Source organism: Nocardioides albus, from assembly GCF_014648255.1.
GTDB lineage: Bacteria > Actinomycetota > Actinomycetes > Propionibacteriales > Nocardioidaceae > Nocardioides > Nocardioides albus.
The window spans coordinates 287732-308942 of record NZ_BMQT01000002.1 but is presented as its reverse complement, the minus strand read 5'-3'; the positions used below and the strand labels follow the sequence as shown (position 1 = coordinate 308942).

The 21211-nt window shown below is 69.2% G+C and carries 19 protein-coding genes; 4 read left to right on the top strand and 15 right to left on the bottom strand.

The annotated features are described in order from the left end of the window. Positions 1–10: 10 nt before the first annotated feature. The 3 genes from IEY84_RS04760 to IEY84_RS04750 are packed head-to-tail and all read right to left on the bottom strand — an operon-like array spanning position 11 to position 4475. Entirely contained in the window at positions 11–1135 is a 1125-nt protein-coding gene (locus IEY84_RS04760) for an alkaline phosphatase family protein (RefSeq protein ID WP_183545069.1), read from the bottom strand. Between the two features lie 4 nt (positions 1136–1139). Further along, positions 1140–1739: a DUF5998 family protein gene (locus tag IEY84_RS04755; RefSeq protein WP_183545071.1), complete on the bottom strand. Its 600-nt coding sequence runs from the start codon at positions 1737–1739 to the stop codon at positions 1140–1142. Between the two features lie 33 nt (positions 1740–1772). Next, a complete protein-coding gene (locus tag IEY84_RS04750; RefSeq protein WP_183545073.1) occupies positions 1773–4475 on the bottom strand; it encodes a bifunctional acetate--CoA ligase family protein/GNAT family N-acetyltransferase in 2703 nt (900 codons plus the stop codon). Between the two features lie 72 nt (positions 4476–4547). On the opposite strand from IEY84_RS04750, the gene IEY84_RS04745 reads away from it, so the two are divergent. Both IEY84_RS04745 and IEY84_RS04740 read left to right on the top strand, forming a co-directional pair. After that, positions 4548–4844: a type II toxin-antitoxin system Phd/YefM family antitoxin gene (locus IEY84_RS04745; protein WP_183545075.1), complete on the top strand. Its 297-nt coding sequence runs from the start codon at positions 4548–4550 to the stop codon at positions 4842–4844. Beyond that, positions 4841–5236: a PIN domain-containing protein gene (locus IEY84_RS04740; RefSeq protein ID WP_183545084.1), complete on the top strand. Its 396-nt coding sequence runs from the start codon at positions 4841–4843 to the stop codon at positions 5234–5236. The genes IEY84_RS04745 and IEY84_RS04740 overlap by 4 nt, the downstream gene beginning before the upstream one ends. Before the next feature lie 15 nt (positions 5237–5251). On the opposite strand, the gene IEY84_RS04735 is transcribed toward IEY84_RS04740, so the two are convergent. Continuing rightward, positions 5252–5479: a type II toxin-antitoxin system VapB family antitoxin gene (locus tag IEY84_RS04735; RefSeq protein ID WP_183545086.1), complete on the bottom strand. Its 228-nt coding sequence runs from the start codon at positions 5477–5479 to the stop codon at positions 5252–5254. A gap of 164 nt (positions 5480–5643) precedes the next feature. Between IEY84_RS04735 and IEY84_RS04730 the strand changes: the two genes are divergently transcribed. Next, a complete protein-coding gene (locus IEY84_RS04730) occupies positions 5644–8121 on the top strand; it encodes a DNA gyrase/topoisomerase IV subunit A (RefSeq protein WP_183545088.1) in 2478 nt (825 codons plus the stop codon). A gap of 97 nt (positions 8122–8218) precedes the next feature. On the opposite strand, the gene IEY84_RS04725 is transcribed toward IEY84_RS04730, so the two are convergent. The 11 genes from IEY84_RS04725 to IEY84_RS04675 all read right to left on the bottom strand — a co-directional run bounded on the left by IEY84_RS04725 (position 8219) and on the right by IEY84_RS04675 (position 20077). Next, the gene (locus IEY84_RS04725; protein ID WP_183545090.1) at positions 8219–8881 is read right to left on the bottom strand and encodes a GntR family transcriptional regulator; all 663 of its coding nucleotides are present in this window, start codon (positions 8879–8881) and stop codon (positions 8219–8221) included. Positions 8882–8971: 90 nt separating this feature from the next. Continuing rightward, on the bottom strand, positions 8972–9982 hold the full coding sequence (locus tag IEY84_RS04720; RefSeq protein ID WP_183545092.1) for a transketolase family protein: 1011 nt from the start codon (positions 9980–9982) through the stop codon (positions 8972–8974). Continuing rightward, on the bottom strand, positions 9979–10857 hold the full coding sequence (locus IEY84_RS04715) for a transketolase (RefSeq protein ID WP_183545094.1): 879 nt from the start codon (positions 10855–10857) through the stop codon (positions 9979–9981). Before IEY84_RS04715 ends, IEY84_RS04720 begins: the two co-directional genes overlap by 4 nt. 1 nt (position 10858) lies before the next feature. Next, the gene (locus IEY84_RS04710; RefSeq protein ID WP_221208742.1) at positions 10859–11791 is read right to left on the bottom strand and encodes an NAD(P)-dependent oxidoreductase; all 933 of its coding nucleotides are present in this window, start codon (positions 11789–11791) and stop codon (positions 10859–10861) included. Then, positions 11788–13239, bottom strand: a complete 1452-nt coding sequence (locus IEY84_RS04705; RefSeq protein WP_183545096.1) for a GntP family permease — start codon at positions 13237–13239, stop codon at positions 11788–11790. The genes IEY84_RS04710 and IEY84_RS04705 overlap by 4 nt, the downstream gene beginning before the upstream one ends. A 28-nt stretch (positions 13240–13267) precedes the next feature. Further along, on the bottom strand, positions 13268–14038 hold the full coding sequence (locus IEY84_RS04700; protein WP_229788342.1) for an SDR family NAD(P)-dependent oxidoreductase: 771 nt from the start codon (positions 14036–14038) through the stop codon (positions 13268–13270). A 744-nt stretch (positions 14039–14782) separates the two neighbouring features. Then, positions 14783–15769 carry a cyclase family protein gene (locus IEY84_RS04695; protein ID WP_183545098.1) on the bottom strand — a complete coding sequence of 329 codons (987 nt, stop codon included), beginning with the start codon at positions 15767–15769 and terminating at the stop codon, positions 14783–14785. Beyond that, positions 15766–16938 (bottom strand): alpha/beta hydrolase family protein, encoded by a 1173-nt coding sequence (locus IEY84_RS04690; protein WP_183545100.1) that lies wholly within the window; start codon positions 16936–16938, stop codon positions 15766–15768. Before IEY84_RS04690 ends, IEY84_RS04695 begins: the two co-directional genes overlap by 4 nt. 25 nt (positions 16939–16963) lie before the next feature. Further along, on the bottom strand, positions 16964–17935 hold the full coding sequence (locus tag IEY84_RS04685; protein ID WP_183545102.1) for a fumarylacetoacetate hydrolase family protein: 972 nt from the start codon (positions 17933–17935) through the stop codon (positions 16964–16966). Positions 17936–17944: 9 nt separating this feature from the next. Continuing rightward, positions 17945–18922 (bottom strand): VOC family protein, encoded by a 978-nt coding sequence (locus IEY84_RS04680; protein WP_229788340.1) that lies wholly within the window; start codon positions 18920–18922, stop codon positions 17945–17947. A 27-nt stretch (positions 18923–18949) separates the two neighbouring features. Further along, the gene (locus IEY84_RS04675; RefSeq protein WP_183545104.1) at positions 18950–20077 is read right to left on the bottom strand and encodes an FAD-dependent monooxygenase; all 1128 of its coding nucleotides are present in this window, start codon (positions 20075–20077) and stop codon (positions 18950–18952) included. Between the two features lie 117 nt (positions 20078–20194). Between IEY84_RS04675 and IEY84_RS04670 the strand changes: the two genes are divergently transcribed. Continuing rightward, a complete protein-coding gene (locus IEY84_RS04670) occupies positions 20195–21121 on the top strand; it encodes a LysR family transcriptional regulator (RefSeq protein WP_183545106.1) in 927 nt (308 codons plus the stop codon). The last annotated feature ends 90 nt before the right edge of the window (positions 21122–21211 follow it).

The following is a 21211-nucleotide window of genomic DNA, read 5'->3' as shown; positions in this document are numbered from 1 at the left end:
CACTAGTGCGTCAGGAGACGAGGAGCGGGATCAGCATCTCGTCCGGGGTGAGTGATCCGTGCAACCCCACCAGCGTCGTCTCGTACTGGAACAGGCTCGTCGACACCACCGCGTGCTTCCCGTGGGAGGCGACGATGACGTCGCCGAGCCGTGGCAGCACAGACGGCGTGACCGGTCCGAACCAGCCGCGCCGGATCGCCGTCTCCCGGGTCATCACGTCGGCCTTGTCGCCCAGCCTCTCCGACCAGGTCGCGACCACGTCGTCGACCGCGCCCCGCGAGCAGTAGAGGTGTCGGAAGCGAGCCTCGCCGCCGACCAGGGCGACTCCGTCGCGGAGCTCGGGAAAGTCGTCGATGTCGGTGCGGGACGTCGAAGGCGAGTCGACCATGCCGTGGTCGGCGAGCACCAGCAGCCGTACGGACGGGTCCAGGGCGTCACGCAGCTGCTCGGCCTCGGCGTCGATCATCGAGAGCTGCTGGAGCCACGGCGAGGAGGCGACACCGTACTTGTGGCCGGTCCAGTCGAGGTCGCCGTCGTAGAGGTAGGTCAGCGAGCCGGGCACCTTCGAGAGGGCGACGGCGGACGCGATCCGCTCGCCGACCCGGTCGGCGCCGACGAACTCCGCGCCGCGGTGGGCGGCGATGGTCAGACCCGAGCCACCGAAGACCCGCTTGTTGATCACGGTGACCGGAACTCCGGCCTCCCCCAACCGCTGGAAGACGGTCTGGTTGGGCTGCCACTCGACCGGGTCGACGTCCTTGGGCCACTGCAGCGCATTGAGCAGATGCTCGGTGCCGGGGATCCGGGAGGTGTAGCCGACCAGCCCGTGACCGCCGGGGGTCAGCCCAGTCCCGAACGAGGTGAGGCTGGTCGCCGTCGTCGACGGCACCCCGGCCGTGCCGGGCTGCTGGTCCTCGCTCAGCGACGCCAGGAACGGCGCCGCGTGCGCATAGCGCCGCAGCAGGTTCGTCCCCATCCCGTCGACCAGGAAGACGACGTACGCAGCAGCCGAGGGCAGCTCGAGACCGGGTCGCGCCTCCGCGGTGCCGAGCGGGACGTCCATGGCGGCCGCCACCGCCGGCAGGACGTCACCCAGTGAACGCTCCCCGTACGCAGGAGCGAGAAACCCGGTCATCAGCTCACCGGCTGTGGGTGCGAGCCGAGAGCGATTCCGCGAAGGAGAGCAGGCGGTCGACCGAGTCGTGACCGTCGGCGGCAGCCGAGACGCGCAGCGAGAAGTCGTCGGGGGTGAGCACGCCGGTGTAGCCGTGGTCGGCGTCGCAGTTGGGATCGGAGCAGCCCGCGGGCTCCAGGTCGACGCGGTTGACGCCGCCCCAGCCGATGGTCATGACGACCTCGGCAGGCTTGCTCGAGCCCTTCGTCGGGTTGGCGATCATCCGGGTGACGACCACGGAGTTGACCGAGTCGATGCGGACGGCCTCGGTCGAGGTCGAGGTGTAGGGCTCGGGCAGCAGGTCGTCGCCGGCGTGCTCGTCGGTGTGGGCCAGGATCAGCCGGCTCGGGGTCAGCACCAGGACCGAGAGGTGACGGCGCACCTCGTCACGGTCGAAGGTCGGCTCGTGGTGCAGGAAGAAGGAGGACACCTTCTCCCCCGCCACGGCGGAGGCGACGCAGTCTGCCACCACCTCGGGGTAGTAGCCGGTGCGGTCGATCTCGGCGCGCAGGTCGTCGGCGCGGTCGGCCGAGTCCGAAAGTGACGGATCGGTGCGGGTGCTCATGACACCCATCCTTCCACGCGGCGCCACGGCGACCTAGCCGGGCAGTGTGTCTCCCACCGCCGGGTTGAGGCGGCGTACGAACCAGTCGGAGCGGGGATCGGCAACCAGGTCGACCCTGGCGGTGGCCGTCAGGACCGCCGAGTATTCGAGGCCGACGAGCACCAGGGACAGGTCGAGCGAGGAGATCTGGGGTAGGTCGTTCTGCAGCTGGGCGACCTTGAGGACGAGCCGCTCGATCTCGTCGACGTCGACCATGTCGCCGCCGCGGTAACCGAAGAGCATCGGCGCTGCCTTGATCTCGCGCACCATCGAGGCCGCGTCCCGCTTGGACAGGGGCGGGATCCGGTAGGCGCGGTCGGCCAGCAGCTCGGTGATCGGTCCGGCGATGCCGAAGGAGACCACCGGCCCGAACAGCGGGTCCTCCATGGACCGGATCGCGACCGGGACGCCGGGCGGCGCGGTGCGCTGCACGGTCAGCCCGCCGGTCTCGGGCGGGATCCGGCTGGTGATCAGCTCCCAGGCCTCGGTCATCTCGTCGACGTCGTCGATGTTGCGTACGACGTGGGCCTGGTCGGGGCGCTCCCGGACGCTCTCGATGGTCGCCTTGAGCACGACGTCCCAACCGAGGTCCTCGGCGGCGGAGATCGCCTCCTCGAGCGTGGTCACCCGGTGGGTGTTCCAGAGCTTGATCCCGTAGGCGGCCAGCACCATCGTGAGGTCCTCGCGGCTCAGGTCCCCGCCCGAGGGGCGCGCGGCGAGCACGTCGGTGACGATCTTGCGCGCCGTGCGCGGGTCGCACTCGTCAGCGCTGAGCCACGGCGTCTCGCCGTCGGCGGAGCGCAGCCACACGGCGTACTCGACGACCTTGGCCAGGGCGCGTACGGCCGACTCGACCGAGGAGTAGGACGGCACCGAGCCGCGGCCCGCGGTCGATCCGGCGACGTCGGGCACACGGAGCAGCTCGGGGACACCCTCGGCACCGAGGAAGCTGGTGACCAGGGGCTTGTCGGACTGCTCACCGACCGCGGCGAGCACGTTGGCGATCTCCTCGCCGGAGACGTTGAGCGGCGGGATGTAGACCGAGATCACCGCGTCGACCTCGGGATCGTCGATGGCTGCGTCGAGCGCGTCCTCGAAGTCCTCGGCGCTCGGCTCGGTCGGCAGCGGGACCTGCTTGTTGACCTGCAGCCCGACCGAGACGGCGGCGTCGGCGGCGAGCAGGCCGAGCGCGTCGGAGTTGCCGACGATGGCCACCCGGCGCCCGCGCGGGAGCGGCTGGTGGGCGAGGAGTTGGGCGACGTCGAACATCTCGTCGAGGGTGTCGACCTGGATGATCCCGGCCTGACGGAACATCGCGTCGACCGCTGCCGGCGGGGCGCTGATCTTGCGGACCGCGTGCCCCATCGGCACACCCTGCGTCGTACGTCCCGAGCGGACCGCGACGATCGGCTTGCGCAGCGAGACACGGCGAGCGATGCGGGAGAACTTGCGCGGGTTACCGATCGACTCGAGGTACATCATCACGACCTCGGTCGAGGCGTCCTCCTCCCAGTACTGGAGGAGGTCGTTTCCGGAGACGTCGGCGCGGTTACCGGCGCTGACGAAGGTCGACAGACCCAGGCCCCGGTTGTTGACCTTCTCCAGGATCGCCGAGCCGAGCGCACCCGACTGGCAGAAGAAGCCCGCGCGCCCGCGCGGCGGCATCGTCGGCGCGAGGCTGGCGTTGATCCTGACCTGCGGGTCGGTGTTGATCACGCCGAGCGCGTTCGGCCCGATCAGCCGCAGCCCGTAGGAGCGGGACAGGTTCACCAGCCTGCGCTGCCGCTGGCGGCCCTCCTCGCCGGTCTCGGCGAAGCCGCTGGAGATGACCACGAGCCCGTGCACGCCCTTGGCCGCGCAGTCGAGCACGACGTCCTGCACCGCGTCGGCCGGGACCGCGACGATCGCCACGTCGACGTCGTCGGGGATGTCCTGGACGCTCTTGTAGGCCGGCATGCCGCTGACCGCGGTGGAGCTGGGGTTGACCATGTAGACCCGGCCGGTGAAGTCGCCGATCACCAGGTTGCGCACCAGCGCCTGGCCGACGGTCTCCTGCCGTCGGCTGGCGCCGATCACGGCCACCGAGCGCGGGTTGAAGAAGCGATGGATCGAGGCGGACTCGGCCTCGTGCTCCCGCAGGGCGAGGCGGCCCACCGCGGTGTCGGTGACGTCGATCGAGAACTGCAGCGAGATGACGCCGTCCTCGTAGACCGAGGCCACCTTGTAGCCGGCGTCGCGGAAGGTCTGGATCATCCGGCCGTTGTCGGGGAGCACGTCGGCGGTGAACTTGGTGACCCCACGCTCTCGTCCGGCCTGGGCGAGGTGCTCGAGGAGGATCTGCGCGATCCCGCGGCCCTGGTAGTCGTCCTCGACGAGGAAGGCGACCTCGGCCTCCCCCGGCTTGACCACGTCGTAGCGCCCGACCGCGATCATCCTGCCTCGGAGCGTGAGGATGAAGGCGACCCGGTCCTTGTGGTCGACCTCGGTGAAGCGCGCGACATCACGCGCGGACAGGTGCGGCATCGGCGAGAAGAAGCGGTAGTACTTCGACTCGTCGCTGACCCGGTGGTCGTAGAAGTCGACCAGCAGGTCCTTGTCCGCCGACCGGATCGGCCGGATGTGCGCCGTCCGCCCGTCGCGCAGCAGAACGTCCGCCTCCCAGTGGGAGGGGTACGGCGGAGTCTGCTGCGCGGTCACGAGAGAAATCTAGCGGTACGCACCAGTTGCCGACTGCGACACAGTCGTAGCAGAACTTGCTACACTGTCGGTATGAGCACGACGATTCCGCAACGCGATCTTCGCAACCACAACGCTCAGATCATCGACCGCGTCCGCGCCGGAGAAGCGTTCACCGTGACCCGCGACGGCGTCCCGGTTGCAGATCTCGTGCCTCACGTCCCGAACACGAAGCCCCCGGTCTGGCGCAGTTCCGACAACATCCCTCGCTGGGACGAGCCCGGAGCGAACGACGATGTCGCCCTCGATTGGCTCGCCGACATTCGCAGCCTCGACGAATTCATCGACGACACCATTCGTGATCCGTGGGAAGAAGAGCAGCAGGGATGAGCATCCACGATCTCGGCCTCCTTGACACCTCGGTCGTCATCGCGCCGCCACCCGACCTCGCCGACCTCGCGGCCCACGTAGCTATCTCGGCCGTCACGGTCGGCGAGCTTTCATTCGGGCTGCACACATCGGACCCGATCAAGTCCGCGGAACGCGAGCATCGCTATAGGACCGTCCTCGCCGCGTACGACCCGATCCCTTACAGCGTCGAGGTCGCACACTGGTATGGCGCGATAGCCGCTGCCGTGAAGACAGGCGGCCGAAATCCACGGAGCAGAACAGCCGACCTCATGATCGCGGCTACCGCCCGTCACGCCCGGGCTGCGCTCCTCACCCGTAATCCCGGGGACTTCAAGGGCCTTGAGCACATCCTCACGGTGGTCCCTGTCTAGGACAGGCCCCCGCCGTCAGTGGCGTACGGCGTTGGCGCGGTCGCGCTCGTTGAGCACCCGCCAACCGTCGTAGTCCCAGTTCCGCGCCAGCTTCTGGGCGTGCTTGGGGGCGTCGCCCTCATGGTTGCGGAGGACGAGCTCGCGCACGGCGAACTCCACCGCCTCCTGGGGCGTGGTCGCGCCGGAGATCCGCTGGACCTCCGCGAGCAGCTCGTTGTCGAGCTCGATCTGGGTGACAGCCATCTTCAAGCACCTCCATGTGCGTTGAACCGGTGACTCCTGGACGGTTTGGTCTCTACAGCCAATGTACGCGGATGTGCGGCGTACGGAAGGGGCCGGCGGACTGATTGGGCTCAATCGGCGAGCCCGGTGTGGCGTTCGCACAGGGATTCGAGACAATGCCCCTTATGGCACGCGGCAAGACCAAGCAGGACGTCCCCGACGACTTCGAGGAGCACATCCTCGACACCGACATCGGGGACGAGATGCGGTCCTCATTCCTGGAGTACTCCTACTCCGTCATCTACTCGCGGGCGCTGCCCGACGCCCGTGACGGTCTCAAGCCGGTGCAGCGCCGGATCCTCTACACGATGAACGACATGGGCGTCCGCCCTGACCGGGGCCACGTGAAGTGTGCCCGCATCGTCGGTGAGGTGATGGGCAAGCTGCACCCGCACGGTGACGGCGCGATCTACGACGCCCTCGTCCGGATGGCGCAGCCGTGGGCGATGCGGCTGCCGATGATCGACGGTCACGGCAACTTCGGCTCCCCCGGCGGCGACGACCCGGCTGCCGCGATGCGTTACACCGAGGCCCGGATGGGTCCGGCCGCGCAGGCGATGACCGATGACATCAAGGAAGACACGGTCGACTTCCGGCCCAACTACGACTCGCGGGAGATGGAGCCGAGCGTGCTCCCCGCCGCGATCCCCAACCTGCTGGTCAACGGCGCCACCGGGATCGCGGTCGGGATGGCCACCAACATGGCCCCGCACAACCTGATCGAGGTCATCGCCGCCGCGCGCCACCTGATCAAGCACCCGGGCGCCGAGCTCGACACGCTGATGAAGTTCATCCCCGGCCCCGACCTCCCCACCGGCGGCACCATCGTCGGCCTGGACGGGATCCGGGATGCGTACGAGACCGGCCGTGGCTCCTTCAAGATCCGCGCCACCACGCGGATCGAGCCGTTCGGGCGCCGCAAGGGCATCGTGATCACCGAGCTGCCGTTCAACATCGGCACCGAGAAGATCATCGAGCGGGTCAAGACGCTGGTGCAGTCGAAGAAGATCCAGGGCATCGCCGACCTCAAGGACCTCACCGACCGCGAGCACGGCACCCGGCTCGTCATCGAGGTCAAGAACGGGTTCGTGCCCGAGGCCGTCCTCGAGCAGCTCTACAAGATGACGCCGCTGGAGGACTCCTTCGGCATCAACAACGTCGCGCTCGTCGACGGCCAGCCGCGCACCCTCGGCCTCAAGGAGCTCCTCGAGGTCTTCCTGGGACACCGCTACGAGGTCGTCCGCCGCCGTTCGCAGTTCCGCCGCGACCGGGCCGCCGACCGGCTCCACCTCGTCGACGGCCTGCTGATCGCGATCCTCGACATCGACGAGGTCATCCAGCTGATCCGCTCCTCCGACAACGCCGGCGAGGCCAAGGAGCGGCTGATGTCGGTCTTCGACCTGAGCCAGCCGCAGGCGGAGTACATCCTCGACATGGCGCTGCGCCGGTTGACGAAGTTCTCCAAGATCGAGCTGGAGAAGGAGCGCGACGACCTGCGCTCGACGATCGAATACCTCGACTCGATCCTCGGCGACGACGAGATGCTGCGCAAGGTCGTCTCCGACGAGCTGGCCGAGGTGGCCAAGACGTTCGGCACCCCGCGGCGCACCGTGCTGCTCGCCTCCGCCGGCACCCCGGCGCTCGAGGCGATGAGCCTGGAGGTCGCCGACGACCCGTGCTTTGCGCTGCTCTCCTCGACCGGTCTCCTGGCCCGCTCCTCGGATGCCGAGCCGTTCTCCACTGGCTCTGCTGGATCTGGGGGGAGCCGCGCCAACCACGACGTGATCGTCTCGGTGGTCCCGGCGACCGCGCGCGGCCAGATCGGCGTGCTCACCTCCCGCGGGCGCCTCGTACGTCTCGGTGTGCTCGACCTGCCGGCGATGCCGCCGACCCACGGCGACCCGAACCTCTCCGGCGGTCTGCCTCTGTCCGCGCTGCTCTCGCTGGAGTCCGACGAGCGTGCGCTGGCGCTCACGACGCTGGCCACCGACGGTCCCGGCATTGCGCTCGGCACCCGCCTGGGCGTGGTGAAGCGGGTCAACCCGGAGGTGCTGCTCAACAAGGACGAGTGGGAGGTCATCAAGCTCGCCGACGGCGACGAGGTGGTCGGCGCGGCCGAGCTGCGCACCGGCACCGAGTCGCTCGTCTTCGTCACCTCCGACGCCCAGCTCCTCCACTTCCCCGCCGATGTCGTACGCCCCCAGGGCCGCAGCGCGGGCGGGATGGCCGGCGTCCGGATGGCCCACGGGTCCAAGGTCGTCTTCTTCGGCGTCGTCTCCCCCGACGCCCCCGAGGGTGCCGCGGTCGTGACCGTCGCCGGCTCCTCGAGCGCTCTGCCCGGCACCGAGACCGGCTCGGTGAAGACCACGCCGTTCAGCGAGTACCCCGCCAAGGGCCGTGCCACCGGCGGCGTACGCGCACACCGCTACCTCAAGGGCGAGGACTCGATCGTCTTCGCCTGGGTCGGCGCCGCTCCTGCCATGGCGGCAGCAGCCTCCGGGGCGCCCATCGAGCTGCCCGAGATCGACCCGCGCCGCGACGGCTCCGGCATCCCGCTGGAACAGCCCATCGACGCCGTCGCCGGGCCGGTCGCCAACAGGTAGCCCGCGCCAGCCTTTGCCCGTCGGTCGAGCCGGAATCGTGAGGAACGAACGAATCCGTTGACGTGCCTGGCGACCAGCGTCGAGGTCGCGGCCTCGGTCAGCCTCGGACGAGGTTGGCCGAGGCCTCGGCCATGTGGTCGAGGACGACAGCTCGGGCCGTCTCCCCGTCGCCGGCCTCGATGGCGTCGACGATGGCCGCGTGACGGTCGACCCGCATGTTGCCGACTGCCTTGGCCTCGCCCGCCCACATGAAGGACATCCGGATCGCGCCCTCGAGGTTGCGCCAGGAGTGAAGCAGGGTGGCGTTGCCGGTGAGCCGGCACAGCGTCAGATGGAAGTTGAGGTCGGTCTCGATGCGCTCCTCCAGCGACGATTCGACGGCCTCATCCATCATGCGCAGGGTCTCGCGCAGGACACTGACGATCTCGTCGCGGTCCTCCCGCTCACACAGTGTCTGAGCTGCGGCCGACTCCAGTGCCGCCCGCACGATGAAGAGGTCGGCGACCTCCTTGGCGTCCAATGTACGCACGGCCAGGCGCCCGCGGGCGTTCGTCGACACGATGCCTTCTTGCTGCAGCTGTCGCATGGCCTCCCTCAGCGTTCCGCGGCTGATGCCGAGACGCTCGGAGAGGTCGACCTCCACCAGGTGAGTGCCCGGTGGTAGCTCGCCCGTGCTGATGGCCTGCCGCAATGCCGAGAGCGCCTGTTCACGGAGGTTGGTCCGTGCCAGGCCGGACAGGGCGGCTGACTGGGTGCTCACGGGATACGGATCCTCCGGGACTGAGGTAGTCGGTGGCTGGTCTTCCCCATGATAGTGAGCGGACCCGGCAGCCGCGGTCACGGCTCGTCCTCAGGCGTCCTGACTGCGACGCAGGCCCAGGACCCGCTCCACCAGCTTGTCCGTGCTGACGCCGTACCTGTCCGCCAGCGTCGGCAGGGCGCCGGCGTCGAGGAACTCGTCGGGCAGGCCGACCGGAGTGATCCGTCGGACGGTCCCGTCACGCACCAGCATGTGGGCGATCGCGTCGAAAAGACCTCCGATGATCGTGTGGTTCTCACAGGTGAGCACCAACCGGTCGCGGCCGAGCTCGCGTCGGATCGTCTCCTCGTCCAACGGCTTGAGGGTGGGCACGTGCAGCACGGCGGTGTCGACGCCTGCCTCCTCGAGCGCGGCGGCGGCCTCCAGGGCGCGTTCGGTCATCAGCCCGGTAGAGATGAGCAGCACCTCACCGCCGCCGCGGATGAGCTTCGCCTTGCCGAGCTCGAAGGTGTAGTCGTACTCGTCGAGCACCCGCGGCACCTTGCCGCGCAGGACCCGCATGTAGGTCGGTCCGTCGTGGGCGGCCAGTTGGGGAACCGCCTGCTCGATGTCCACCGCGTCGGCGGGGTCGACGATCGTCAGGTTGGGCATGCCGCGCAGGATGGCGATGTCCTCGGTGGCCTGGTGCGAGGGGCCGTAGCCGGTCGTCAGTCCGGGCAGGGCACACACCATGTTGACGTTCAGGTTGGCTTCGGCGATGTCCAAGCACAGGAAGTCGTAGGCGCGCCGGGTCGCGAAGACGGAGTAGGTCGACGCGAACGGAATGAAACCCTCCATGGCCAGGCCCGCGGCGGCACCCAGCAGCGCCTGCTCGGCCATGCCGATCTGGTAGAAGCGCTCCGGCAAAGCGTCACGCAGGATGTGCAGGTCGGTGTACTTCGCGAGGTCGGCCGAGAGTCCGAGGACCCGCTCGTCCTGTTCGGCCAGGGCGACGAGCGCATGCCCGAGCGGAGCTGCGGTGACGCGCTGGTCCGCGCGGGCGAGCGAGGCGCTCATCGCGTCGGAGGTGAGCCGCTTCGGGCTCTGGTTGACGGTGCTCATGCCTGCTCCTTCAGTTGGTCGTGGGCGAGCTTCCATTCCTCCGGCGCCACTTGCATGAAGTGGAGCTTCTCGCGCTGCTCGAGGAAGTCGACCCCCTTGCCGAGCTTGGTGTTCACGACGAGGCAGCGTGGCGCCGGGTCTTCGACGGAGCGGAGCTCCTCGAGCGCCGGGAGGACCTCGGCGACGTTGTTTCCGTCGACTCGTCGGGTGACCCAGCCAAAGGCCTCGAACTTGGCCCCGATGGGCTCCATACCGAGCATCTCGCTGCTCTTGCCGTCGGCCTGCTGGTTGTTGAAGTCGACGATGGCGATCAGATTGTCGAGCCCGTGGTGGGCGGCGACCGCGGCCGCCTCCCACGTGGAACCTTCGTTGAGTTCGCCGTCGGAGAGGATGTTGTAGACGAAGGCGTCGTTGCTCTTGCGCTTGAGGCCGAGCGCGACGCCGTTGGCGATGGTGAGGCCGTGGCCCAAGGAGCCACCGGAGATCTCCACGCCGGGGGTGTAGGACGCCATCGCCGACATCGGCAGTCGCGAGCCGTCGGTGGCGTAGGTGGTCAGCTCCTCACGCGGGATCACGCCGGCCTCGGCCAAGGCCGCGTACAGGGCCAGGGCGTAGTGGCCGATGGAGAGCAGGCACCGGTCGCGCCCCTCCCACGTCGGGTCGTCGGGACGCAGACGGAGCTGGTCGGCGTACAGGACGGCGAGCACATCGGCGATGTCGAGGGCCTGGCCGATGTAGCCCTGTCCCTGCACTTCTGCCTGCACCAGCGCGTTCGCCCGGATCCGTTGGGCCGCCTCACGGATGCGCTGGAGCCGATGCTCGTCAGCGCTGTCGGCGACCCGAGCTGGTGCGGCGGCGGGTTGATGGGTGGACATGTCACTCACTTCCTTCGTGCGGGAGTCTGTACGGGTCTCGGTGCTGCTGGCGGTAGGTCGCGATCACTTGGGAGTCGTCGTGCTTGCCGAGCCCGGCGTCACGGGCATCGAGGTACTTCGCCCGGGCGGCCGCGATCAGAGGAGCCTCGAAGCCGATGTCATCGGCGATCTGTGTGACCAGCGAGGCGTCCTTGACGAAGATCTCGATGGCACTGGTGACCTCGGCGTCGAGGCCCTGCAGCATCCGCGGTCCCCGGTCCGAGAGCATCCAGGAGCCACCGGCACCGCCGGCGACGGCTGGCAACACTCGTTCGGGGTCCAGTCCGAGCCGCTCGGCCAGCGCCAGAGCCTCGGCCGCGGCGACGATGTGCACCGAGCAGAGCAGCTGGTTGACCGCCTTGTACGCCTGCCCCTGGCCGGCGTCCGGGCCACATTCGACGATGCTGCCCAACGCCTCGAGCACCGGTCGTGCGGTCTCGATGGTCGCGTCGGGGCCGGCAGCGAAGACGAGCAGATCTCCGGTGCGAGCACGGGCGACGCCTCCGGTCACCGGTGCATCCAGGATGCGTACGCCCTCGGGCGCTACGTTCACCAGATCGGTGACCGCCTGCGGGCCGACTGTGCTCATGACGACGAAGATGCTGCCGGCGCGCATGCGGCTCAGGACGCCATCGCTGCCGATAGCAACGGTGCGCAGCTGATCGGGGGTCGCCACCATGCAGATCACCACATCGGCCTCGGCGGCAGACTCGGGGGTGGCGCCGGCGCGGAGGCCGACGGCCTCGGCGCGCTCTCTCTGGGCGGCACCGGGGTCGACGGCGACGACCTCATGGCCGTGCCGCAGGATCTGCTTCGCCATCGGGAGGCCGATCGCGCCGACGCCGACGAAGGTGACGCGCTGCTTGGGGGTTCGCGAGGTAGCGGACATCGTCATACCACCAGGTCCAGTGCCAGGCAGGTGACCAGGCCGACGACGGCGAAGGTCGACTGCGCGAGGGTATAGATCTTGAAGGTGCCCTTGGTGGTGAAGCCGAGCATCTGTTTGAAGATCCAGAAGGTGTTGTCAGTGACGTGGCCACCGAATGCCGCGCCGCAGCCCGAGGCCAGCAGGATGAGGATCGCCGCGGTATCGATCGAGCCGAGCACCGGTGCGAGCAGGCTGGCCGCGGTGATCGCTGCCACCGACGCAGAGCCCTGCGCCAGGCGCAGAACGGCGGCGACCGCCCAGGCCAGAAGCACCGGAATCGAGGCATTGGCTTGGAAGACAGAACTGAGCATGTCTGCGACGCCCACCTCGGTGATCACCTGGCCGAGGGAGCCCGCGACCCCGGTGAACAGGAGGATCGACCCCGAGGTCTGGGCTCCCCTGGTGATGAGCTCGTCGACGCCGTCTCGAGTGACCGCAGGGACGGCGAGCAGGATGCCGATGAACAGACCGATCAGCAGGGCCACCACCGGGCTGCCGAGGAAGGACAGCAGCGGCACCTCCTGCCCCGCGACTCGGGCGATGGTGTCGACGACTATCAGTAACACCGGAACGATCACCGGAAGGAGTGCGACCACCAGCGGCATGCGGTACTTCGTCGCGGTGGGCGCAGGCGCCGTCGCCACGCTCACACGGCCATCGCCATCGCCATCGCCATCGCCATCGCCATCGCCATCGCCATCGCCATCGCCATCAGTGTCGTCGCCGCCGGTGGACGGTTTCTCGGTGCCCTCGACACCGAAGATGGAGTCGTCGAAGGCGTCGTCACGGTCCTTCACCGGGTCGAAGATGAGCCGCATCAGTCGGTCGTGGAGATAGATGCTGGAGATGATGAAGAACACGGCCAGCGGGATGCCCCACAGCAACAGGGTGCCGAGGTCGACGCCGAGGGGTCCGGCGACCGCGACCGCCGCCACACCCGGGACCACGATCAACAGTGCGACCTCGAGCCCGATCGCCAAGGAACCGGCCATCGTCGCGATGCTTCGACCGGTGCGCTTGGCGAGTGCTCCTGCGATCGGCGCGAGGATGACCAGGGCGACGTCGAAGTAGATGGAGGGGAAGATGATGCCGGCGCTCAACCCCAGCACGTACGGCGACTTCTGCGGTCCGACCAGCCGCAGCAACCCGTCGACGACCCGCTGGATGGTCCCGGTGGCGGTGAGGGTGGTGCCGATCATCACGCCGAAGCCGATGATCAGGCCCACCTCGGCCATCAGGTTGCCGAAGCCCTCGTTGACTGCGGCGACCGTGTCGGCGAATCCCAGTCCTCCGGCCACGCCGAGATAGAGCGCACCCACGACCAGCGAGATGACCGGGTTGATCTTGGCCCAGGCGATCAGGACCACGATGCCGACGACGGCGATGATCAGATGGACGAGTACGGCGGTATCCATGCTCAACTCCTAGATGGGTCGCTACGGGTCAGTGAAGGTGGCTTCCGCCGTTGATGTCGAGCGTGACGCCGGTGAGGTAGCCGGCGTCCTCGGACGCCAGGAACACGATCGACGCCGCGACCTCGTCGGTGGTGGCGGTCCGCCCTACCGGGATCGCACGCGCGATCTCGGCCTCCTGCTCGTCCGTGCTGCCGACCCGGATGTCGGTGTCTACCGCCCCTGGGGTCACGGCATTGACGGTGATGCCGGTGGGACCGAGCTCGCGAGCCAACGCCTTGGTGAAACCGAGGACGGCGGCCTTGGCCGAGGAGTAGGGAACCTTGCCGAACACTCCGCCGCCTCGCTGCGCGGAGACCGACGACATGTTGACGACCCGACCCCAGCCCTGCTCGATCATCGCCGGCAGGAACGCCTTGGTGACCAGATACGTCCCGGTGGCGTTCACAGCCATCACCCGGTTCCACAACTCGAGCGTGGTGTCGAGGAAGTCCACCGGCGAGGTGATGCCTGCGACATTGACCACCGCGCCGACCGGAGCGAGCCGCTCCGCGGCCACCTCCGCCGCAACCGCGTCACGAGCGGCGAGGACCGAGACCTCGTCGGCTACGTCCACCACGTGGCCGAAGGACCGTGCCATGCCGTGGTCGGCGAGTTCCTTGGCCACTCCGGCTACACCGTCGGCGTCGAGGTCGAGGACCACGACGTCCCAACCCTCGTTCACGAAGCGATGGGCCGTGGCGAGGCCGATCCCCTTCGGCGAGGCGGCTCCGGTGATGACGGCGGTACGACGAGTGCTCACGATGGTCTCCTGACGCTGACTGTGACGGTGGTCGCATGTGGCGAACGTCACCAGAGTGGCACAGTTGACTGTTAACAGTCAACGGCCCACCTTCGCGACGAAGCCGTCGACAGACAGATCTCGACGGCGGTCGCGACCGCCGCGCACCGGCGATGTCGCACAGACCGAACGCGAGACTCGGGCGAGCGAGCGGACGGTCAGGGGGTCGGCACCGGATGCCCCGTGCCTACTGCTGACGAGATCGCATCGTTGACGACCCCTCGGGCATCGGTCGGCAAGATGAAGCCATCCCGCACGTTCTCGTTCGTGCCGGTTCGGGCGGACGTTAGAGCGCACACGGAACGTTGGATTCTCATTGGCCCTGGTGTCGGTGGCGGTCGGAACCTCGATCGCTCTGCCGGCGCGGGGCCGGGCTCGGTCAAGACCACCCCGTTCAGCGAGTACCCCGCCAAGGGCCGTGCCACCGGCGGCGTACGCACGCACCGCTATCTCAAGGGTGAGGAGGACTCGATCGTCTTCGCCTGGGTCGGCGCTGCTCCGGGATCCCTCTCGAGCAGCCCATCGACGCCGTCTCCGGCCCGGTCGCCAGCAGATTGCCCCGCCAACCGCCCCGCTGGTCGAGCCGGATTCGTGAGGAACGAACGAATCCGTGTCGAGACCAACACGGTCGCCTTCGCGCTCGATGGGACTGTGTTGGTCTCGACACGCTCGGCCGCAGGCGGCCTCGCGGCTCGACCAGCGTGGTCAGCGCAGGGCGATGGGGTTGACCGGGGCGCCGACGGCGCCGGTGACCCGCAGGGGCGCCGCGGTGAGCAGGAAGTCGAACCGACCGTCCTCAGCGCACGCGGCGGCGAGGCCGTCGAGGTCCCACATCTCGCCCAGAAAGAGGCCGAGGTGCGGGATGGCGACCTGGTGGAGGGGCTGGAAGGCCTCGTCGAACTCGTTGGGCCGGACCTCGAAACCCCAGGTGTCGGTGGCGATCGCGGCGATCTCGGTGCGATGCAGCCAGTCGGCAGTGGTGAAGGAGAGACCGGGGGCCGCTCCCCCGGCATAGCCGCCCCAGCCCTCACCCGCGGCGACGCCCCGGCGGGCGCGGGAGAGCTGCCCGGTGCGTACGACGACGATGTCGCCGCGGCCCACGGCCGCGCTGGCCCCCTGGGCGGCGATCGTGTGCTCCAGGTGCTCCTCGGTGATCGCGAAGCCGTCGGGGAGCTCACCGTCGGTGCCGACTGCGCGGCCGACGTCGAGCAGCACCCCGCGACCGCAGACCACGTCCGCGACCGTCTCGATCCCGGTGACGCCATCGCCCAGCGAGGTGACCACGGACTCCGCCGGGCGGCCGTTCCAGGCCTGCCCGTGGTCGAAGATGTGGCCGAGCCCGTCCCACTGGGTCGAGCACTGCAGCGGCATCGCGATGACGTCGTCCGCGCCGCCGATCCCGTGCGGGAACCCCTGGATACCGGCGACCGCGTCGGTGCCGGTGTCGAGCATGGTGTGCACCGGGTTCGTACGCCGCCGCCAGCCGTTCTGCGGCCCGTCCATGTCGAAGGGCAGCGAGAGCGAGTAGGACCGGCCGGTCCGCACCAGCCCCGCCGCCTCGATCCTCATCTGATCGGTGAGGAAGTTCATCGTGCCGTGGACGTCGTCCTCGCCCCAGCGACCCCAGTTCGAGACGCGGGCGACCGTCTTCGCGATCTCGCCTTCGGGATCGCTCCGATCAAGGGAGGTCACGACGCGTCCAGCTCGGTGAAGGTGTCGGCCACCCAGTCGGCGATGAAGCCGACGACGTGCGGGAAGTGGTCCAAGCCGATGTGCTCGGTCGCGCCCTCCTCCGGCGTGAAGATCCGCAGCTCGCGCTTCGGACTGTTGACCGCCTGATCGTAAGAGCGATGCGCGTAGGAGAGCGGGATCTGGCGGTCGTTCTCGCCGTGGGCGATCAGGAACGGCACGGTGATCTCCTCGACCACGCCGTCGAGGTTGACGTCCTCGGCGAAGTCGATGAACGTGTCGATGTCGGGCTGTCCCCACACCCACAGCACGTGGTCCCAGTAGTGCGGCACCGGGTTCTCGCCCTCACGGTCGAGCCGGCGCTTCTGCACCGCGCCCCAGTCGTGGTTGGCACCCCAGGCCACGCACAGCGCCAGCCGCTTCTCGTACGCCGCGGCGCGAGGCGCGTAGTAGCCACCCAGCGACCAGCCCACGAGCCCGATCCGGTCGGCACGTACGTCCGAGCGGGTCTCGAGCCAGTCGACGCAGGCTGCGGCCCAGGCCTCGGTGTCGACCCGCGCGGTGAGCCCGTCCAGACGCAGCGCCTCACCGGCGCCGCCGCAGTCGACCATCAGCGTCGAGATCCCGCGGGCGGCCATCTCGGTGTGGACCCCGGCGCCGACCATCATCTCCTTGGTCGAGTCGAGCCCGTTCCACACGATCATGACCGGCGCACTCTCGCCGTCACCGACCGCCGGGTGGAAGTAGGCCGGCAGGGTGGTCTCGCGGCCGTTCTCGACGTACGGGATGGCGACCTTGACCGTCGGCTGGTCGAGCAGCTCGAAGGAGCGGACCAGCAGGTCGACGCTGCGCTGGTACTCGGCGTTGCGGCCGGGGTCCTTCGCGCGCTGCATCCGCTCGGCCTGGGAGACGTAGACGGACGCACGGAAGAGCTTCTGCCCGGCCGTACGCCGGTGGCCGGCCTTCTCGGCCTCGGCCGACTGCTCCTCGAGCTGGTCGGCGACGCCGCGCCAGGCGGCCATGAACTCGGCGGTGCCCACGTCGGAGCCCTGCGCGGCCAGCTCCTTCAACGGCCGGCAGGCGCGGTCGACCTCGTCGATCAGGCCACCGGAGTTGAGCGTGGCGACCACACCCAGGTTCCAGACGTAGTTGCCGGGAAAGTACTCGAACATCTGTTAGTCCTCTTCTTGGTGGATATCAGCGCAGCCGGGCGGCGGGAGCGCGGCGCCGCACCGGCGGCAGGTCGGGTGCGGGCGGCGCGACCCCGACGGTGTTGGTGAGGGTGCCGATCCCCTCGACCTCGAGGGTGACCACGTCACCGGGTTGCAGCGGCGGCGGATCCTGCGCGTCACGCCGGCCCCACAGCTCGGCCAGGCAGCCGCCGTTGCCGACGGTGCCCGAGCCGAGGACGTCGCCGGCGACCACGCGGGAGTCGCGGGAGGCGTACGCGATCATCGTCTCGAAGGTCCAGCCGACGTTCGAGAGGCGGTCGCGGCCGACCTCGACGCCGTTGACCGACACCGTGCACAGCAGGTCGAGGAAGCCGTCCTCGTCGCGGTAGGGGTCCAGCTCGTCGGCGGTCACGATCCACGGGCCGAGCGTGGTCGCGAAGTCCTTGCCCTTGGCCGGCCCGAGACCGACCTGCATCTCGCGACCCTGCAGGTCGCGGGCGGACCAGTCGTTCATGATCGTGTAGCCGAAGACATACGTCTCGGCCTCCTGCGCCGAGACGGAGCGCGCCTCGGCGCCGACGACGACGGCGACCTCCAGCTCGAAGTCGCGGGCCTCGCAGGCGGCGGGGAACGGGACCTCCGCACCCGGGCCCAGGATGGCGTGCGGGTTGGTGAAGTAGAAGGCCGGGGCCTCGTACCAGGCGTCCGGGACGCCGCTGACGCCGTCGACCGAGCGGCGTACGCCCTCGACGTGCTCCTCGAACGCGACGAAGTCGCGGACCGAGGCGGGTTCGATCGGTGCCATCAGCTCGACCTCGGCGAGATCGAGGGGCTCCGCCGCCCGGGCATGGTCGGCAGCCCGGTCGAGCACGTCACGCCCGGCCTCGATCAGCGAGCGCATGGAGTGCCGGACGGCGAACGGGTACAGGCCGTCGTCGGTGACCAGGCCGACGCGCGGGACTCCGAGATCGGTGTCGAGATAGGTGGCGAGCTTCATCGTCCCTCCTCAGACCGGCGGGGCGACGAAGACGCCCTTGTCCGGGTCGTTGAAGGACTTGCCGGCGACGAGCTCGTCCATCGGGTTGGCGGTGCCCCACTGGTCGGAGACCTCCGGGTCGCTGAAGTCGTACAGATGCGGGTGCCAGCTGTCCTCGACGAGCTCCTCGAGCTCGGTGGTGTACTCGACGGTGTTGCCGTGCGGGTCCAGGAAGTAGCTGAAGGTGTTGTTGCCGGCCAGGTGCCGGCCCGGCCCCCAGATCTTCTCGACGCCGGCCCGCAGCAGCCGCCCGGTGCCGCGCATGTACTCGTCCAGCCCGCGCATCTCGAAGGAGGCGTGGTGCAGCGCGACGTGGGGCCCGCGGGCGATCGCGAGGCTGTGGTGGAACCGGTTCGTACGCAGGAACCACATCATCGAGCCCAGCCGCGGGTGCATCAGGGTGTCGGAGAGCGCGAAGCCGAGGTGGCGCTGGTAGAACGCCACGGTCTGCTCGGGGTTGGGCGAGTTGATGACGACGTGGGAGAGCTTGACCGGGACCGCCTCGCCCTCCTCGATCTTGCGGTGCTGCCGCACGGCGACGTCGCAGGAGACCTCGACCGTACGTCCGTCGTTGTCGAAGAAGCGGAAGCCGTAGCCGCCGCCGGGTGTCAGGACCGGGCCCGGCTCGCTGACTAGCTTCACCCCGGCGCGGCCGAGCCGCTCGGCCATCGCGTCCACGTCGGCCGGGCTGGCCGCGCCGAACGCGATCAGGTCCAGGCGCTTGTCGTCAGCACGGCGCAGGCGGACGGAGTAGTGCTCCGGGGAGCCCTCCGCGGCCAGGAACGCCAGCCCGCTGTCGGTCGTCTCGGCCTTGAGCTTCCAGGTGTTCGTGTAGAACTCCAGCTGCCGCTCGTAGTCGGGTACGGCCAGGTCGACGTGGCGCAGGTGGGTGATCAGCCGCTCGGCGCGCGGGGTCTCGATGATGGTCTCGGTCACTGGGTCGGTCACGGTTTTCTCCTCGTGAGATCGGGGTGGTCAGGCGGGCTGGGTGACGAGCGCGGCGACTCGGGCCATCAGTCCGGGCACGTCACCGCGCTCGCGCGCTTTCAGCCAGGTGCAGAGCTGGAGCGAGGCCTCGACGACGGCCTTCGCGCGGGGCAGCCGGCGCTCGGTGAACGCGGGCCAGACGGAGGCAAGATCGTCGGCAGCGGTGAGCAGCTCGGCGAGCACGGCAGCGTCCTCGAGCGCTTGGGCGGCGCCCTGGGCGAGGGTCGGCGGGCAGCTGTGGGCGGCGTCGCCGATGATCACGACCCGGCCGCGGTTCCAGGGGCCGTCGACGACGTGGCTCTCGAAGTGGGTGTGGTTGACCCGGGACGGGTCGGTCAGCGATCCGCGGATCTCGTCCCAGGGGCCGTGGTAGGCCTCGGCGAGCTCGCGCATCACCGCGAGCCCGTCCTCGGCCGAGAGACCGCTGCGGTCCTGGGCCGCCTCGACGATGTAGGCGTAGAGACTGTCGTCCGAGGTCGGGCAGTAGCCGGCGATGTAGGACGGTCCGCCGTAGACGAGGTCGGTGCGGGTGACCGAGTCGGGCCGGTCGGTGAAGGCCCGCCAGATGCCCATCCCGACCGGTTCCGGCTCGACGTCGATGCCGATCGCGCGCCGGGTCCACGACCGGACACCGTCGGCGCCGACGACGAGGTCGTAACGGCCCTGGGAGCCATCAGCGAAGGTGACATCGACGCCGGCGTCATCCTGGGCGAGCTCGGTCGCCGACATCCCGAAGCGCACCTTGGCGCCGACCGCCACCGCCCGCTCGAGGAGGATCCGGGCCAGGACGGGCCGGTACATCCCCATCGTGGCGGGCAGGTCCGGTCCGCCGGTGCGGTGGTCCTCCATCTCGACCAGCAGGGTGCCGGCCGGGTCGGGAGCCCGCAGCCCGAGAGTGTCGTAGCCGTATCCCTCCGCGCGCACCTGCTCCCACACCCCCAGGTCGCGCAGCACCCGCAGCGCGTTGCCCTGGAGCGTGATCCCGGAGCCGAGGGCGGAGACGTCCGGCTTGGCCTCGACGAGGTCGACCGAGACGCCGCGCTCGGCGAGCAGGATCGCGGTCGCCGTCCCGGCGGTTCCGGCGCCGATGACGAGAGCCGAGGTGATGGCGGGCATGAGGTCTCCCTGGATATGCGAGGTGGTGAAGTGACGAGCACCACTCTGAACCGCACGCAACTATTCGGGAAGAGCAGATTTCCTATCCCGCCTATACACCACGTTTATAGTCAGACCATGGCGACCGATCCACTCCGCAACCTCGATCTCAACCTTCTGCTCTCTTTGGACGCGCTACTCGAAGAGCGCAACGTGACCCGCGCGGCGGCGCGGCTCGGGTTGAGCCAGCCGGCGGTCTCGGCCGCGCTGCGGCGTCTTCGGCGCCACTTCGGCGACGAGCTCCTCGTCCGCACCGGCAATCGCTACGACCTCACTCCCCTGGCCACCCAGCTGCGTCCGAACACGACGACAGCACTCGTCGGCGTACGCCGGGTCTTCGAGGCCGAGCCGGGCTTCGACCCGGCGACCTCGACCCGCGAGTTCACGGTCGTCGCCTCCGACTACTCCACGACCGTCCTCGGCGACCACCTCGCCACCGAGCTGGCTCGCGAGGCCCCCGGCGTACGCCTCCGGTTCCAGCTGCAGACCCACGGGGACGTCGATCAGGCGCCGGAGTCGCTGCGGCACGTGGACGGGATGGTCCTCCCCCACGGTTTCCTCCAGGACCTGCCCGCGGTCGAGCTGCACACCGACGGCTGGGTGCTGGTCGTGTCCGCCGACAACGAGGCCGTCGGCGACGCGATCACCATGGACCAGCTCGCCGAGATGCCCTGGGTCGTCACCCATCACGCCCCGACCGCCTTCACCCCCGCCATCCGCCAGCTCAGCATGATCGGGGTCGAGCCCGACGTCCACGTGGTCACCGAGAGCTTCCTCCCGGTCCCCTTCCTGGTTGCCGGGACTCCCCGCGTCGCCCTGCTGCAGCGACAGCTCGCGAACCGGCTGGCCGAGCCCGCCGGCGTACGCATCCTCGACTGCCCCTGGGACGTGGTCCCGCTCAAGGAGGCGTTCTGGTGGCACCCCGCCCATCGCGCCGACCCCGCCCACGGATGGCTGCGCCGGATGATCAAGCACGCCGCCGTGCGTCTGGATCAGGCGGACTGACCTCGGTCTATCGACGCGCCTGATACCCAACAGAAGCAGGTTTGGCTTCCGCAATACCTCCTGGATCTCCCACGCTTCTGTGACTGCTGT

Bases quoted from the DNA above. Each gene is read 5' to 3' on its own strand.
- IEY84_RS04735 (WP_183545086.1), bottom strand. From the start codon at position 5,479: ATGGCTGTCACCCAGATCGAGCTCGACAACGAGCTGCTCGCGGAGGTC.
- IEY84_RS04745 (WP_183545075.1), top strand. From the start codon at position 4,548: ATGAGCACGACGATTCCGCAACGCGATCTTCGCAACCACAACGCTCAG.
- IEY84_RS04720 (WP_183545092.1), bottom strand. From the start codon at position 9,982: ATGAGCACCGTCAACCAGAGCCCGAAGCGGCTCACCTCCGACGCGATG.
- IEY84_RS04755 (WP_183545071.1), bottom strand. From the start codon at position 1,739: ATGAGCACCCGCACCGATCCGTCACTTTCGGACTCGGCCGACCGCGCC.
- IEY84_RS04690 (WP_183545100.1), bottom strand. From the start codon at position 16,938: ATGTTCGAGTACTTTCCCGGCAACTACGTCTGGAACCTGGGTGTGGTC.
- IEY84_RS04760 (WP_183545069.1), bottom strand. From the start codon at position 1,135: ATGACCGGGTTTCTCGCTCCTGCGTACGGGGAGCGTTCACTGGGTGAC.
- IEY84_RS04740 (WP_183545084.1), top strand. From the start codon at position 4,841: ATGAGCATCCACGATCTCGGCCTCCTTGACACCTCGGTCGTCATCGCG.
- IEY84_RS04710 (WP_221208742.1), bottom strand. From the start codon at position 11,791: ATGACGATGTCCGCTACCTCGCGAACCCCCAAGCAGCGCGTCACCTTC.
- IEY84_RS04675 (WP_183545104.1), bottom strand. From the start codon at position 20,077: ATGCCCGCCATCACCTCGGCTCTCGTCATCGGCGCCGGAACCGCCGGG.
- IEY84_RS04715 (WP_183545094.1), bottom strand. From the start codon at position 10,857: ATGTCCACCCATCAACCCGCCGCCGCACCAGCTCGGGTCGCCGACAGC.
- IEY84_RS04705 (WP_183545096.1), bottom strand. From the start codon at position 13,239: ATGGATACCGCCGTACTCGTCCATCTGATCATCGCCGTCGTCGGCATC.
- IEY84_RS04730 (WP_183545088.1), top strand. From the start codon at position 5,644: ATGGCACGCGGCAAGACCAAGCAGGACGTCCCCGACGACTTCGAGGAG.
- IEY84_RS04670 (WP_183545106.1), top strand. From the start codon at position 20,195: ATGGCGACCGATCCACTCCGCAACCTCGATCTCAACCTTCTGCTCTCT.
- IEY84_RS04685 (WP_183545102.1), bottom strand. From the start codon at position 17,935: ATGAAGCTCGCCACCTATCTCGACACCGATCTCGGAGTCCCGCGCGTC.